The 16,405-nt window shown below is 44.5% G+C and carries 11 protein-coding genes; all 11 read left to right on the top strand.

The window, feature by feature from the left end; all coding sequences use genetic code 11:
* The first annotated feature begins 75 nt into the window (after positions 1-75).
* The 11 genes from G5A70_RS01785 (at position 76) to G5A70_RS01835 (ending at position 16,354) form a co-directional block, all read left to right on the top strand.
* The gene (locus tag G5A70_RS01785; protein WP_173747408.1) at positions 76-1,575 is read left to right on the top strand and encodes a L,D-transpeptidase family protein; all 1,500 of its coding nucleotides are present in this window, start codon (positions 76-78) and stop codon (positions 1,573-1,575) included.
* A 215-nt stretch (positions 1,576-1,790) separates the two neighbouring features.
* Positions 1,791-2,582, top strand: coding sequence for a transporter substrate-binding domain-containing protein (locus tag G5A70_RS01790; RefSeq protein WP_173747409.1), 792 nt, complete (start codon positions 1,791-1,793; stop codon positions 2,580-2,582).
* Between the two features lie 16 nt (positions 2,583-2,598).
* Complete coding sequence (locus G5A70_RS01795) at positions 2,599-3,291, top strand: amino acid ABC transporter permease (protein ID WP_173747410.1); 693 nt, start codon at positions 2,599-2,601, stop codon at positions 3,289-3,291.
* Entirely contained in the window at positions 3,281-4,024 is a 744-nt protein-coding gene (locus tag G5A70_RS01800) for an amino acid ABC transporter ATP-binding protein (RefSeq protein WP_291681982.1), read from the top strand. Before G5A70_RS01795 ends, G5A70_RS01800 begins: the two co-directional genes overlap by 11 nt.
* A gap of 199 nt (positions 4,025-4,223) precedes the next feature.
* Complete coding sequence (gene gpmI, locus G5A70_RS01805; RefSeq protein ID WP_173747411.1) at positions 4,224-5,765, top strand: 2,3-bisphosphoglycerate-independent phosphoglycerate mutase; 1,542 nt, start codon at positions 4,224-4,226, stop codon at positions 5,763-5,765.
* A gap of 250 nt (positions 5,766-6,015) precedes the next feature.
* Positions 6,016-10,233: a SpaA isopeptide-forming pilin-related protein gene (locus tag G5A70_RS01810; protein ID WP_173747412.1), complete on the top strand. Its 4,218-nt coding sequence runs from the start codon at positions 6,016-6,018 to the stop codon at positions 10,231-10,233.
* Positions 10,234-10,269: 36 nt separating this feature from the next.
* Positions 10,270-11,604: a phosphopyruvate hydratase gene (gene eno / locus G5A70_RS01815; RefSeq protein ID WP_173747413.1), complete on the top strand. Its 1,335-nt coding sequence runs from the start codon at positions 10,270-10,272 to the stop codon at positions 11,602-11,604.
* A 62-nt stretch (positions 11,605-11,666) separates the two neighbouring features.
* A complete protein-coding gene (gene secG, locus G5A70_RS01820; protein ID WP_173747414.1) occupies positions 11,667-11,903 on the top strand; it encodes a preprotein translocase subunit SecG in 237 nt (78 codons plus the stop codon).
* Positions 11,904-11,959: 56 nt separating this feature from the next.
* Positions 11,960-14,176 carry a ribonuclease R gene (gene rnr, locus G5A70_RS01825; RefSeq protein ID WP_226853438.1) on the top strand — a complete coding sequence of 739 codons (2,217 nt, stop codon included), beginning with the start codon at positions 11,960-11,962 and terminating at the stop codon, positions 14,174-14,176.
* 3 nt (positions 14,177-14,179) lie between these two features.
* A complete protein-coding gene (gene smpB, locus G5A70_RS01830; RefSeq protein ID WP_173747416.1) occupies positions 14,180-14,650 on the top strand; it encodes an SsrA-binding protein SmpB in 471 nt (156 codons plus the stop codon).
* Positions 14,651-14,680: 30 nt separating this feature from the next.
* Positions 14,681-16,354: a M3 family oligoendopeptidase gene (locus G5A70_RS01835; RefSeq protein WP_173747526.1), complete on the top strand. Its 1,674-nt coding sequence runs from the start codon at positions 14,681-14,683 to the stop codon at positions 16,352-16,354.
* Positions 16,355-16,405: the final 51 nt, after the last annotated feature.

Below are 16,405 nucleotides of genomic sequence, written 5' to 3' on the forward strand. Positions count from 1 at the left end.
GGGATTTTTTGGAGTAAAATAGTGTATGTGAACCGGAGAAATTTGGAAAAGCAGAGAAAAAGGATGTTTATATTCATGTCAGGGAAAAAAGACAATAAGAAAGAAAAATTGAAAAGCTTGAAAAAAGCGGATGAAAGACTGAAAAAAGAGAAAGAAGGTGTAAAGAAAACAAAAAGGAAGAGGGGTTCCGGCAAGAAAATTGCTGTGGGAACAGCGGCGGCAGCGGTATGCATTCTGGCAGCAGGTTATGTGGCTGGGGCTGTGTACTATCAGAATCGATTTTACCCCGGAACGGAAATTAATGGCGTGAAATGCGGCGGACAGACTGTGGCAGAAGTGAAAAAGGACGTTAAGGAAACTTCCGAAACTTATACGCTTACCATTCAGGAAAAAGACGATAAAAAGGAAATTATCAGCGGGGATACGATAAAGCTCACATATAAAGACGATAAAGGTCTGGAAAAGACCAAGGAGAAGCAAAATTCCTGGATTTGGCCTGTGCAGATTTTTGGAGACAAAACTTATAAAGTCAGTATGGACAGTTCTTATGATGAGGCCAGCCTGACCAGTGCAATCGACCAGCTGCAGTGTCTGCAGGATGCCAATGTGACCCAGCCCCAGAATGCTTCCATAGAAGATAACGGAACCTCGTATGTGATTGTTCCGGAAGTGTTGGGAACGGCACTGGATAAGGAAAAGACGGTTGCTGCTATTAAAGAGGCAGTGGATACACGAAAGGAAACTCTTTCTTTGGAAGAGGCAGACTGTTATTTGAAGCCGACAGTGCTGCAGACAGATGAAGCGCTGAAACAGGAGGCGGACAGACTGAATACGCTGACCAGTGTACAACTGAGTGTGAATTTTGGCAGCGGTACGGAAACCATTACCAGAGACATGCTGAAATCCTGGCTGAAAAAAGGAGAGGACGGCAGTTACAGTTTTGATGAAAGTGTCGTAAAACCAGTAGTTATCGGCTGGTCTGAAAAATATAATACTTACGGCAAGGCAAGGGACTTTCAGACTTCCGGAGGCGCCACGGTACATCTGACCGGCGGGGACTATGGCTGGAGAGTGTGGCAGGACAAGACGACAGAAGCGCTTATGGCTGCTTTGAATGAAGGCAAGAGCCAGGAACTGGAAGCTACCTGGCTGTACAAGGGACAGACTCATGGCGGAAACGACATTGACGGAACCTATGTGGAAATTTCTATCAGTAAGCAGCGTATGTGGTTTTACAAAGACCATGTATGCCTGGTAGATACTCCTGTAGTAACCGGAAATCCAAACAAAGGAAACGGAACCCCGGCAGGAGGTGTCTGGAGGCTGAAAGATAAAGCCAGTCCCTTTACGCTGGTTGGAAAGAAGCCGGATGGAAGCATTGATTATGAAGAACCCGTGAATTACTGGATGCCCTTTAACGGAGGAATCGGGATTCACGATTTGACCAAGCGAAGTGAATTCGGAGGTGATATTTACCTCTACAATGGTTCTCATGGCTGTATTAATACACCTCTTGAGAATGTGAGAACGATTTATGAAAATATTGAAGTGAATACGCCTGTTGTTGTGTATTAATATTATGCATCATTCTATGCATAAAAATAGGTGAAAAAGGCCGCTGTGCAGCTGATATGTATATATTTGATATTTACAGATTAGAAATGCACAGCGGTTTTGGCATATTTTTCGCTTGCAAAGAGAGAGAAAAGCTGATATAATGCATAGCAGTTGAATAAATATGCATTATATACAGAATAAATGAATATTATATGAATAAAGGAGAGGCAATTATGAAAAAGAAAATTTTAGTTATGGCAATGACCGCCGCTATGCTGGCGGCAGCAGGATGTGGAAGTGGAAAGAGCGCAGAACCGGTGGAGATTTCTTCAAAAGAAGACCTGGCAGATTTAAAGATTGGTGTGCAGATTGGTACTACAGGAGACAGCCAGGCGACAGAAGCGGTCAAAGAAGATAAGCAGGTAAGCCGTTTTAACAAGGGAGCCGATGCGATTCAAGCGTTGAAAAACGGAAAAATTGACTGTGTGGTTATTGACTCTCTCCCAGCAGAAAAATTTGTGGAAGCAAACGATGATTTGAAAATTGTAGACGGCATTTTTGATAAAGAAGAATATGCTATCTGTCTGAAAAAAGGCAACACAGAACTGAAGGAAGAAATGAATCAGGCGTTGAAAGAGTTAAAGGAAGATGGAATCTTAGAGCAGATTCAGAGCAATTATCTTGGAGATGAAGTGGGAGAACACCCCTATGAATCTCCTGCGGACGCAGACCATTCTAAAGGAACGCTTACTATGGCTACCAATGCAGAATTTGAGCCATGGGAATACAAAGAAGGCGATGAAATCGTGGGGATTGATGCGGATATTGCAAGAGCGATCTGCGATAAAATGGGATATGACCTGAAGATTGAGGATATGGCATTTGAAATGATTCTGGCTACCGTAGATACCGGAAAAGCAGATTTCGGTGCTGCTGGTATGACCGTCAATGCAGAGCGTGAAAAAAGTGTGGACTTTACGGACACTTATGCGGAAGCTACTCAGGTAGTCATTGTGAAGAAATAATAAGGAGACAGAAGATATGTTGGAAAATTTACAGGCATGGTTTCAGCGCTACTTTGTGGATAACGGCGCAACCTCTTGGTGGCTGGAAGGTTTGAAAACAACCGTTCTGGTTACCCTGCTGGCCCTTTGTATCGGTGTGGTGCTGGGATTTCTCATTGCCATTATCCGTACCACTCATGAGCAGACAGGAAAGCTGAAACTCCTGAATCTGCTGGCAAAGATTTATCTGACGGTTATCCGCGGTACACCGTCCATGATTCAGATTTTGATTTTCTATTCCGTGGTTTTTGCCAGTGTGAATCTGAATAATATTATCATCGGCGGAATTGCCTTTGGTATTAATTCCGGCGCTTATGTGGCAGAAATTGTCCGTTCCGGTATTATGTCTATTGACAAGGGACAGACAGAAGCGGGCAGAAGTCTGGGACTTTCTGCAGTGCAGACTCTGTGGCTGATTATTATGCCTCAGGCATTTAAAAACGTGCTTCCTGCGCTGATTAATGAGTTGATTGTACTGTTAAAAGAAACAGCTATTATTGGTTATATCGGCACTACAGATATTACAAAAGCGGCAACTCTGGTACAGAGCCGTACTTACAGTGCGTTTGTGCCTTTGATTTCAGCGGCTGTATTCTACCTGGTGCTGGTTATGCTGCTGACCCACTTTATGGGCAAACTGGAAAGGAGGCTGCGCAAGAGTGAACACTAAAGGAGAAGTTTTGATTCAGGTGCAGAACCTGCAGAAATCTTTTGATGGAAATGTGGTTTTGGATGGAATTTCCACCGAAATCCACAAAGGAGAAGTTGTGGCTATTATCGGACCTTCCGGTTCCGGTAAATCTACGTTTCTGCGCTCTTTAAACCTTATGGAGGAACCTACAGGGGGAAAAATCCTGTTTGAAAACGTGGATATTACAGATCCCAAGGTGGATATTAACCGTCATCGTCAGAAAATCGGCATGGTATTTCAGCAGTTTAATCTGTTTCCACATAAGACCGTGAAGGAAAATATTATGCTGGCGCCGGTGACTTTAAAGCTGATGACCCAGGAAGAGGCTTCTAAAAAGGCCGATGAACTGCTGGAGAGAGTGGGACTGCCGGATAAAGCAGGAGCCTATCCGGGACGCCTTTCCGGAGGTCAGAAGCAGCGTATTGCCATTGCAAGAGCCCTGGCTATGAATCCGGACGTTATGCTTTTTGACGAGCCTACTTCTGCCCTGGACCCGGAAATGGTAGGGGAGGTTCTGGAAATTATGAAGGAACTGGCCCATACGGGTATGACCATGGTAGTGGTAACTCATGAAATGGGATTTGCAAGGGAAGTAGCCAGCCGTGTGCTGTTTGTGGACGGAGGGAACATTCAGGAGGACGCAGAACCTCAGGAATTTTTCGGCAATCCGAAGAATCCCCGTCTGAAAGAATTTTTATCAAAAGTACTGTAATGGAAAACTGCCAAAAGAACAGTTGTCATCCCCAAAGACCGCTTGTTCTTTTGGCAGTTTTGTTGTTTGAAAAATTTTGTGGGAAATATTTGGAAGAGGCAGAAACGGAAATCTTGGGATTGAAAAATCTGGGATTTCTGTTAAAATATAAACGGGTAAAAAGTTAGTAAATCAAATTTTATATAAGGGAGAAATTACTATGAGTAAAAAACCAACCGTATTAATGATTCTCGATGGCTATGGATTGAATGACAAGTGTGAGGCAAATGCGGTCTGCGAAGGAAAAACACCGATTATGGACCAACTGAAAGCACAGTGCCCATTTGTAAAGGGAAATGCCAGCGGTATGGCCGTAGGTCTTCCGGAAGGGCAGATGGGAAATTCAGAGGTCGGACACCTGAATATGGGGGCAGGCCGTATTGTATATCAAGAACTGACAAGAATTACAAAAGAAATTGAGGATGGAGACTTTTTCAAAAATGAAGCTCTGTTAAAAGCTGTGACAAATGCAAAAGAACAGAACAGCGCCCTGCATTTATTCGGTCTGATGTCAGACGGCGGTGTGCACAGCCACCTGACTCATGTATTCGGTCTTCTGGAACTGGCTAAAAGAGAAGGGCTGTCCAAAGTTTTTGTACACTGCTTCCTGGATGGAAGAGACACACCTCCTACAGGCGGCAAAGGTTATGTGGAACAGCTTTGTGCGAAAATGGAAGAACTGGGTGTAGGACAGGTTGCCTCCGTTATGGGACGTTACTATGCAATGGACCGCGATAACCGCTGGGATCGTGTGGAACTGGCTTTCAATGCCATGACAAAGGGCGAAGGCGTACAGGCTGAATCTGCTGTGGAAGCTATCCAGGCTTCTTATGACAATGATAAGACAGATGAATTTGTTCTGCCTACTGTCATTGTGAAAGACGGAGCACCAATCGGAACAGTAAAAGACAAGGATTCCGTTATCTTCTTTAACTTCCGTCCGGACCGTGCAAGAGAAATTACAAGAGCCTTCTGTGATGATGACTTCACAGGTTTTGCGAGAGACAAGAGATTGGATCTGACTTATGTATGCTTTACAGAATACGACCCGACGATTCCAAACAAAGAGGTTGCTTTCCATAAAGTATCCATTAACAATACTTTCGGAGAATTTCTGGCAGCAAACGGTCTGAAACAGGCTCGTATTGCAGAGACAGAGAAATATGCCCATGTAACCTTCTTCTTTAACGGTGGTGTGGAAGAGCCAAACGAGGGAGAAGACCGTATTCTGGTAAAATCTCCAAAAGTTGCAACTTATGATTTAAAACCGGAAATGAGCGCTTATGAAGTATGCGATAAACTGGTAGAGGCGATTAAATCTGACAAATATGATGTCATTATCATCAACTTCGCAAACCCGGATATGGTTGGACATACCGGTGTGGAAGCAGCTGCTATCAAAGCCATTGAAGCAGTGGACGAGTGTGTGGGAAAAGCGGTAGAAGCAGTGAAAGAGGTAAACGGACAGATGTTTATCTGTGCAGACCACGGAAATGCAGAACAGCTGGTGGATTATGAAACAGGCGCACCGTTTACAGCACACACCACAAATCCGGTTCCGTTTATTCTGGTAAATGCAGACCCGTCTTATGGCTTGAGAGAAGGGGGCTGTCTGGCAGACATTGCGCCAACCCTGATTGAATTAATGGGTATGGAACAGCCGGCAGAAATGACAGGAAAATCTCTGCTGATTAAAAAATAAAAAGTATACAAAGTTATCCTTTTAAAATCCACAGGATTTTGTGTAGTATTCCGGGTTGTATTTTTACAGCCCGGGTGCTATGATAAAGTCACATTTCAAAAGAAATCTAAAACATCAGGGTCAGTCGGCCGAACAATCCAAAACATGAAAAATCGAAAGCAGGAAAACAGATAAGACTGTTATATGCTATGTTTTTATGCTGCATGGCACATCCGTGTTCTTTTTCTGGATTCCTGGGAAAGGGGACACTATGAGCAGTCATGGAAAAAGAAAAATACGTATCTGGGGAGTAGTGCTTTCGCTGCTTCTCTGTCTTTGCACTTTTGTGCAGGCAGCAGAACTTGGAAAAGTAACTATGGAAAGAGGAAGATGGGTGGAATATCCCCATTATTGGGGTGTTCATGGCACCTATTTTTATACGGCTCACACGGAACAGGGAGATTATACCGCGTACTGTCTGGAGCCGGACAAAAATTTTGTGCCGCCCGGAGAGTATGAGCCGGAGATGCAGTCGGACAATGAAGGCCTAAGAGCAGCTCTTTATTATGGTTACGGAGGACCGGGACAGGGAGCCTATATTGATCAATCTGCCTATGAAGGTCTGGGAGATTCTTCGCTGGAGGATGCCAAATATGTGCGTACCCATCTGGCGGTTTCTTATTTTTTTGACAGAGAAAATGCATTTCACAACATGGATGAAGCAGATGTGAAAAAATCCGGTGTGTGGGAATTTATTGACTGGCTGGAGGGAAGAGAGATTCCTTCCGTTTCTTCCCGGTTTTCCAAAACTTCCTTGTCTGCTTATTATGAAAAGGGGACAGATTATCAGAGAACAGAAAGTATACAGTATCTTTCTGAAAATGGAGAAAACAGGATTTCTTTTACCTGTCCGGAGGGTGTAAAGCTGCATAAGGAATCTACCGGAGAAATTCAGACCGGACAGGTCAGCGTAAGCGCAGGGGAAAGCTTTTATTTTTCCGCACCTTTGGATACAGCATCTAAAACAGGCGAAATCTGGCAGTCCGGAAAATTGTATGGGGAAAAGGATGGCAGATGGGAAGCCATGGTATTGCCTGCAAAAGGCGATTCCCAGACCTCCGGTTATGGATGCTTCCATATAAAAAATGCACAGCCCACAGAATTTCAGGTGAAGTGGACAGTTCTGGGAAACCTGGAGATACAGAAAACCGATGCACAGACAGGGGAAGCCGAGGCCCAGGGAAATGGAAGCCTGCAGGGCGCTGTCTATACGGTGAGTAAAGACGGACAGGAAATCGGAAAGATTGAGACAGACGAAAAGGGCTACGGAAGATTGGAAAATCTTGCAGCAGGAACTTATACGGTAAAAGAGACAAAGGCCCCTGCAGGATACGAACTGGATGCCCAGACGTATACTGTGGCGGTACCAGGGCAGGATGGCAGTACGGATGTAAAAATTCATTCAAAAGAAAAACCCATAAAAGTGCGGCTAAAACTGCAGAAAATTGACCATGAGACAGGAAAGCCCGTACCACAGGGAAACGGGTCTTTAAAAGGCGCAGAATATACGGTTTATGCGGCCGAGAACATTGGCAGTCTGAAAAAGGACAGTCCGGCCGGGAAAATCGTAACGGATGAAAAGGGAATGGGTGTGTTGGAAAATCTTCTTCCTGGAAGTTATTATGTCCGAGAGACGAAATCCTCCCCAAAATATTTTTTAGATGAAACCAGATATGAAGTTACTTTTCCACTGGATGGAGGAAAAACAGAAGAAGTGATTACCAGCAGAGAGAAGCCCGTAAGAGGACAGATTGAACTGCAGAAACAGGATGCAGAAACCGGGGAACACAAGCCGCAGGTCACAGGAGCTGTGTTTGAAGGGGCTGTTTACGGTATTTATGCAGAAGAGGACATAGGTTCCTTGAAGAAGGGTGAGAAGGTGACTGAAATCAAGACCGATAAAAAGGGGTACGGAAAAGCGGAAAACCTCTTTTGCGGCACTTACCGGGTAAAAGAATTATCTGCGCCGGAGGGCTATCTTACAGATGAGAAAGAATATGTTGTTACCATACCAGAGGCGGAAGAAGACAGTACACAGCTGAAAATTCTCATAAACAGTAAAGAAAAACCCATAAGAGGAGATGTGTCCCTTACAAAACTATTAAAAGAGGACCAGGAGGAGGATGGTTTCAAGAAGCCCGGGGCAGGCATTTCATTTACTTTTACTGAAGTGGGAAACGAGAAAAACCAAGTGACGATTACTACGGATAAAAACGGCTATGCGTCTACAAAAGACGAAAAGTATCCACAAGGGCGGCTTCTCTATGGGACTTATCGGGTAAAGGAATCCAACACACCGCAGGGTTATACACCGGCAGCGCCTTTTGAAATCACAATAAAGGAAAAAAATCAGACTTTATATTATATTCTGGAAAATGATGAGATTCTGTGCCCGGTAAAAATCGTGAAGACGGCAGCGGATACGGGAAAAGTAATAGCTAAAGAAGGAACGAAATTTAAAATTCAGAAACAGACAGAAAAAGGATGGGAGGACCAGGAATTTTTAGTTTCCATGTATCCCCAGGAAACCAGACAGACGATTTTTGAGACCGATGAAACCGGAAGTTTCCACTTGCCCCAGAAGTTAAAGGCAGGACAGTACCGTGTGGTGGAAATACAGCCGCCCAAAGGCTACGCTCTAAACCCGGTGCCCTTGGAATTTTCCGTATATAATGGGATGAATCAGGGAGAAAATCTGGAAGTCCTTTTTGCAGATAAACCACAGCAGGGAAAAATTCGTCTTGTGAAAAAAGATGAGGATACCAAAGAAAATGTGGGAACAGGGTTTGTATTTTCCGTTACTGCCGGGGAAGATATCTATACTGCAGACGGAACGCTTCGGATGAAAAAGGGAGTAGAAGCTGAGCGGATTACCACAGGAGAAGACGGGACAGCAGTGACCGGGCCTTTGTATCCGGGAAAATATATTTTAAAAGAAGAACAGCCGGGAGAATATTATGCAGCCAGTCAAAAGGTTTACGAGGTACTTTTGGAGGCGGGAGAGGGAGAAGAAATTTTCCAGGTGGAGTGTGAAGCAAAAAACAGGAAAACCAGAATTGAAGTTGTGAAGACCGAAGCAGGAGAAGCGGGAAAAACGCTTCAGGGAGCGGAGTTTATACTGTTTGAAGAAAAACAGCTGACACAGGAACAGATTGCGGGAACGGCAGAATTACCAACAGAAGGCGGACAGGTGCTGGTGACCGATGAAAAGGGAACATGTACGGCCGTGAATCTGAAACACAAAACCATTTATTATCTGGTTGAGACAAAGGCGCCGGAAGGGTATGCGCATAATGGGAAGCGCTATAAACTGGCGGTAGATGAAAAGGGGCTGATAGATGGAAAAGAGACTTGCAGACTGGAAATTGAGAATTATCCCATTGTTTTGGAAGTTTCCAAAAAAAGCCAGGAAAGCAAAAAGGAATTAAAAGGTGCCAAACTGACATTGGAAGAAGAAAATGGTGCTGTACAGGAAACCTGGGAGACCGGAGAGAAACCTCATGTTATAAAATATCTGAAGCCGGGGAATTATATTATAAGGGAAGAAAAAGCGCCCAAAGGATATAAAACGGCGGCGGAGATACGGCTGGAGGTAAAAGATACGCCAGAAGTCCAGAAAGTCGAGATGACAGATGAATTTTTAAAAGGAAAATTGTGGGTTACAAAAAAGGATGAAGAAAGCGGAAAGATATTGGGCTCTGGTTTTGTGTTTGTGGTAACGGCAGCAGAAGACATCTGCAGCCCGGAAGGGGAAATTGTGTGGAAGAAAGGCGATACGGTGCAGGAGATTGTCACAGATGAGAAGGGCATGGCCTGTGCGGAAAATCTGTTTCCAGGAAAATATCAGGTTGAAGAGAAGCAATCCGGGGAATATTATGCAGTAGACAAAGGAAAACATGAGGCAGAGATACGAGTGACAGAAGGAAACAGTACAGAAGACTGCAGTTTTACGGTATTCAACAGCAAAACCAGAATTACACTGGAAAAAACAGATGCCCGAAAGAAGAATCCCATGGAACAGGTAGTATTTGTCGTTGCAGAAGCAGAGGCGTCACAAAAGGAAATGACAAGAAAAGAACTTTTAGAAAAGGGAAAAGAAATAACAACTGACAGAGAAGGAAAAATTTCCCTTACAGAATTGAAACATCAGAAAGCGTATTTCTTTACAGAAGTAAAGACAAGAGACGGGTATCAGTTGGACGAAACAGTATATCGGATTCCGGTAGATGAACAGGGATTGATAGACGGGAAAAAAGAGAAGACCTTAAAGTTGGTAAATGAACCTGTTGTGAAAAAAGAAACACCAAAAGCTGCAGAGGCGGTAAAAACGGAAGATGAGAGCAGAGGTGTGCTGTTTCTGTTTCTTTTAGCAGGCAGTGCCGGTATTTTGGGGGCAGCTTTAAGAGGCAGAAAGAAGAAAAGACACTAGAACCAGAATTTGGCATAAAGTCAGGAGGTATTTGCCATGAACCGCTATTTACCTATCAGAAAGGTTTACGCCAGAGAAGTGCTGGATTCCAGAGGGAATCCCACAGTAGAAGCAGAAATTACGGTAGGAGAAGGTATTGTGGGAAAGGACGGATATACCGGAAGGGCTATTGTTCCCTCCGGTGCATCCACAGGAAAGTTTGAAGCTTTGGAACTGCGGGACGCAGAACCGCGTTACAGAGGCCTGGGAGTACAAAGGGCAGTAGAGCATGTCAATACCGTGCTGGCAGACGCAGTGCTGGGAGAAAATGCACTTTGCCAGAGCCGGATTGATTGTCTGCTTCTGGAGGCAGACGGCACAGAGAAAAAGGAGCATATGGGAGCCAATGCCATACTGGCTGTATCTCTGGCGGTGGCAGATGCGGCTGCAAAGGCTATGCGCATGCCTTTGTACCAGTATCTGGGAGGCTGCAAAAGCACACAGCTGCCAGTACCTATGATGAATATTTTAAATGGCGGGAAACATGCAGACAACACTGTAGATTTTCAGGAATTTATGATTATGCCTGTAGGCGCCTGCTGCTTTAAAGAAGGACTTCGCATGTGCGCAGAGGTTTACCATACGCTGAAAGAGTTTTTAAAAGAGCGAAAATTGTCTGCAGCTGTAGGAGATGAAGGTGGATTTGCGCCGGATGTACAGGGGGCAAAAGAAGCTTTGGCTATGATGGCAGAGGCTGTAAAGCGCGCAGGCTATACCCTTGGGAAGGATATCTGTTTTGCCATAGATGTGGCAGCCAGTGAGCTGTACGAAGAAGACAAAAAGGCTTACTATTTTCCGGGAGAATCTTTTATGACTGGCACAGAAGTCTATCGCACAGCAGAAGAGATGACCGCTTACTACGAAGAACTGACAGAGACATTTCCCGTTTTATCCATTGAGGATGGGTTAGACCAGGAAGACTGGGAAGGCTGGCAGAGGCTGACGCAAAGACTGGGGCAGAAAGTACAGCTGGTGGGGGATGATTTGTTTGTTACCAATACAGAACGGATTGCCAGGGGAATCACTATGGGCGCCGGCAATGCGGTGCTGATAAAAGTTAACCAGATTGGGACTTTGACAGAGGCCATGGAGGCTGTGGAACTGGCTCATAAAGCGGGATACCGAACCATTCTTTCCCATCGTTCGGGAGAGAGTGAAGATACGTTTCTGGCTGACTTGGCTGTGGCAGCGGGCAGCGGACAGATAAAGGCAGGTGCGCCCTGCAGGGGAGAGCGGACGGCAAAGTATAACCGCCTTCTTGCCATTGAGGATATGCTGGGAGAAACTGCCTGCTATGATTATAAGGGGATAAATGGGAATCTGCGAAAATAACAGTTGAAATCATGCTGCGCCTGTGTTAAACTTTAGATGTTTAGCAATTAGGAGGTGTGAACGTGGAAATTTTGAGAATTGTTTTGACCGTACTTTTCGTTATAGATTGTATAGGCTTATCTGTTATTATTCTGATGCAGGAAGGAAAGTCCCAGGGACTGGGAAGTATTGCCGGAATGGCAGATACTTACTGGGGGAAAAATAAAGGACGCTCCATGGAAGGCGCAATGGTAAAAGCAACCAAAATTATGGGGATTTTATTTTTTGTGCTGGCGTTAGTATTGAATCTGAACTTTTAAACATGGCACTCTTGCATTGCAAGGGTGTCATCTTTTTAACAGGAAAAGGAGAAAATTTGAAGAAAAATCAACAGCTGAAAAAGAGGAAAAAAATTTTATATGAGTTGATGTGCTGCAAGGAATATGAGCCTATGAGAGCCAGAGATTTGGCAGTGCTTCTGCAGATTCCTTCGGGAAAAAGGGAGGAACTGCACAAGGTACTGGATATACTCCTGAAAGAAGGGAAAGTCACCATCAGCAAGCGCGGCAAGTATGAGGCTGTGAGAAAGCCGGAAAAAGACCGCAGAAAACAGACAGAAAAACAGGAGAAAAAAGAAAAGACCGGTTTGGGATATAAAAAGGGCCATGTTTATACAGGAACCTTTATCAGTCATCCCAGAGGCTTTGGTTTTGTAGAAATTCCCGGTGAGGAAGAGAGACAGGATATTTTTATACCGGAAGAGCAGGTAGGACGGGCCTTGCATGGAGATACGGTGCAGGTAACGGTACAGAAGGAAGAAAAGAACGGACGGCGTTGTGAAGGTGCAGTGACAAGGATTCTGGAGCATGGAATCGAAGAAATCGTGGGAACTTATGAGCAGTCGGCAGGTTTTGGCTTTGCAGTGCCGGACAACCAGCGGTTTGCCAGAGATATTTTTATTCCCCAGGGAAAGGCTATGGAAGCCGAGGACGGAGATAAAGTTCTGGTGAAGATTAAGGATTATGGTCGGGGAGGAAAATCTCCGGAAGGAATCGTGACAGAAATCCTGGGAAAGCCGGGAGAAAAAGGCGTAGATGTCCTGTGTGTGGCGAAAAGCTATGATTTGCCCATGGAATTTCCGGAAAAGGTGGCCAATCAGGCCCAGCGCGTAAAAGAGACGTTAAATGAGGGAGATTTTTATGGCAGAGAAGATTTGAGGGATGTGGTTATGGTTACCATTGACGGGGAAGACGCCAAAGATTTGGATGATGCGGTTTCTCTTACAAAGGAAAACGGCCTGTATCATCTGGGGGTACACATTGCAGATGTAAGCAATTATGTGCAGTACAGCAGCGCTTTAGACAGAGAAGCACTGAAAAGAGGCACCAGTGTCTATTTGGTGGACCGGGTAATTCCCATGCTGCCCAAAAAACTTTCCAATGGTATCTGTTCTCTGAACGCAGGAGAGGACAGACTGGCGTTAAGCTGCCTGATGGATATTAATGAAAAAGGAAAAATTGTGTCTCACCGCATTGTGGAGACCGTCATCCGGGTGAATGAGAGAATGACATACACAGACGTAAAAAAGATTCTCCTGGGTGAAGACGAAGCGGTGACAGAGAAATACAGAGAACTGGTTCCCATGCTTTTGGAAATGGGCGAGCTTTCCGGACTCCTTCGGAAGAGAAGAAAGAAGAGAGGAGCCATTGACTTTGATTTCCCGGAAAGCAAAATTCGTCTGGATGACAGTGGAAAGCCAGTGGAAATTTATCCTTATGAACAGAATGTGGCTACCCGGCTCATTGAAGACTTTATGCTGGCTGCAAATGAAACGGTAGCAGAAGAATATGCGCTTTTGGGCCTGCCTTTTGTATACCGGACACACGATACTCCCGATGGGGAAAAGATGGAAGCTGTACTGGAAATGGTTCATCAGGCAGGAGTAAAAGTGAAGAAAGCAAAAGAAGAAATCAGCCCAAAAGAAGTGCAGAAAATTTTAAAAGAGCTGGAAGGCATGGAATGTGAGCCGTTTTTTGCCCGGCTGCTTCTGCGTTCTATGAAACAGGCCAGGTATACCACCCAGTGCAGCGGACATTTTGGCCTGGCTGCCAAGTATTACTGTCACTTTACGTCTCCTATCCGCAGGTATCCGGATTTGCAGATTCACAGAATTATCAAGGAACATCTGCGAGGCAAGATGACAGAGGCAAAAATTCGCCACTATGCGGAAATTCTGGAGGAAGTGGCAGGACAGTCCAGTGCTATGGAGAGAAGAGCCGAAGAGGTAGAGCGGGAAACCGTTAAAATGAAGAAGGCAGAGTTTATGAAGCAGCATATTGGCGAAGTCATGGAGGGAACTATTTCAGGCGTGACGGAATGGGGACTGTATGTGGAACTGCCTAATACGGTGGAAGGTCTGGTGCATGTGAATTCCATGCGGGATGATTATTACACATATGAGAAAGAAAAGTACCGCTTTGTGGGAGATATGACGAAAAAGGTATATTCCATGGGGCAGAAAGTAAAGGTTCGGGTAGAACAGGCGGACATTGCCACAAAAACCGTGGATTTCAGTTTGGAAAGGGAGGATTAAGTCATGGCAAAAGAATCAGGGATTCGTCTGATTGCAAATAATAAAAAGGCATACCATGATTATTTTATAGAGGACACTTATGAGGCAGGGATTGAACTGGCGGGTACAGAGGTCAAATCCCTGCGCATGGGAAAATGCAGTGTTAAAGAGTCTTTTATTCAGATTGAGAAGGGCGAGGTGTTTATTTATGGTATGCATATCAGCCCTTATGAAAGAGGCAATATTTTTAACAAAGACCCTTTAAGGGTGCGTAAGCTTTTGCTTCATACCTATGAAATTCGGAAAATAGAAGGCAAAATCAGAGAAAAAGGGTATACTTTGGTACCTTTGAAGGTATATTTTAAAGGCAGTCTTGTGAAAGTAGAAATGGGCGTGGCGAAAGGCAAGAAGCTTTACGATAAGCGGCAGGACATTGCAAAAAAGGACCAGAGAAGAGAGACAGAGAGAGAATTTAAGGTGAAAAACCTGTATTAACTGCAGGGCAGGAGAGGAGAACAGAACATGATGAAATTTAAAGATATGCCGTATGAAAGAATTGATTTTGTACAGGTAAAAGAGCAGCTGAAAAAATTGATGAAGAAGCTGGAAGAAGCGGGAAGCGGGGAAGAGCAGTTTGCTGTTCACAAAGAGTTTTATAAACTCAATGACAGGGTGCAGACCCAGGTGACGCTTTGTTCCATTCGCCATACCATTGACACCACAGACGAGTTTTATGAGAAGGAACAGAATTACTATGATGAACAGGTGCCCGAGTATTCCAACTTATGTGTGGAATATCAGAAGCGGCTCTTTGCTTCCCCGTACAGGGACGTTCTGGAAGAAAAAATAGGGTCTGTGGCATTTAAAAATATGGAAATTGCCATGAAGTCTGTGTCCGAGGAAGTCATTCCACTGATGCAGGAGGAGAATGCACTGGTGACAGAATATGAAAAACTTCTGGCCAGCGCTAAAATTGGCTGGGAAGGGGAAATCCTGAATCTTTCTCTTTTGACTCCTTATCTGAAAAGTAAAGATCCTGAAGTGAGAAGAAGAGCAGCCCAGAAACAAAATGCTTTCTTTGACAGTATTGCCGATAAATTGGATGAGTTGTATGACAAACTGGTAAAAAACAGAACAGAGCAGGCAAAAACACTGGGATTTGAGACGTATACACCTCTGGGATATCTGCGCATGCAGAGGAACTGTTATGGAAGAAAAGAAATTGAAAATCTGAGACGTCAGGTGAAGGAAGTATGGGTTCCTTTTGCAGAAGAGCTTTTTGAAAAAAGGAGAGAGCGTCTGGGACTTGAGCATATGACTTATACAGACGAACAGGTATACGGACCAGAGGGAAATCCCCAGCCGGAAGGAACGCCGGAGGAAATTCTGGCAGCAGGACAGGAGATGTATGAAGAATTGTCTCCGGAGACAAAAGAGTTTTTTGATTTTATGATGGAAAACGAACTTTTAGATGTCTTTGGCAGAAAGACAAAAGCAGTGGGCGGATATATGACGTACCTTCCGGACTATAAGGCACCGTTTATTTTTGCCAACTTTAACGGCACCAGCGGAGATGTGGACGTTATGACTCATGAGTGCGGCCATGCGTTCCAGGGATACCTGGCAGCAGAAGACCCTATCCGGGAACATGCAGATATTGGTATGGAAACTGCGGAGATTCATTCCATGTCCATGGAATTCTTTACAGAATCTTGGTATCATCTGTTTTTCGGAAAAGAGAAGACAGCCGATTACACCGGTATGCATTTGGAGGATGCTGTGATTTTTGTACCGTACGGCTGTATGGTGGACGAATTTCAGCATGAAGTGTATGACCATCCGGAAATGACGCCTCAGCAGAGGAAAGAGGTGTGGAAAAAGCTGGAGAAGGAATATAAGCCTCATATGGATTATGCAGGGCTGGACTTCTTTGAAAGAGGCTGTTTCTGGCAGAAACAACACCATATTTACAGTTTCCCTCTCTACTATATTGATTATGTGATTGCCCAGCTTTGTGCTTTTGAGTACAAAATCTGGATGGATAAGGACCGCCGGGGAGCGTGGGAGAGTTATCTGAAATTATGCAGGATTTCCGCTTCCGAGTTTCATACTGATTTGTTACAGCAAAGCGGCATAGAGTCTCCCTTTAAAGATGGAGTTATCCGTAAAATTGTGGAGAATTTAAAAGAAATTGCTTGAAAAGTTTCGGCCAGAAAGATATTTGTCTTTGTGCAAAAAACACAAATGCGA

Source organism: Blautia hansenii, assembly GCF_013304445.1.
Taxonomy (GTDB): domain Bacteria; phylum Bacillota; class Clostridia; order Lachnospirales; family Lachnospiraceae; genus Blautia.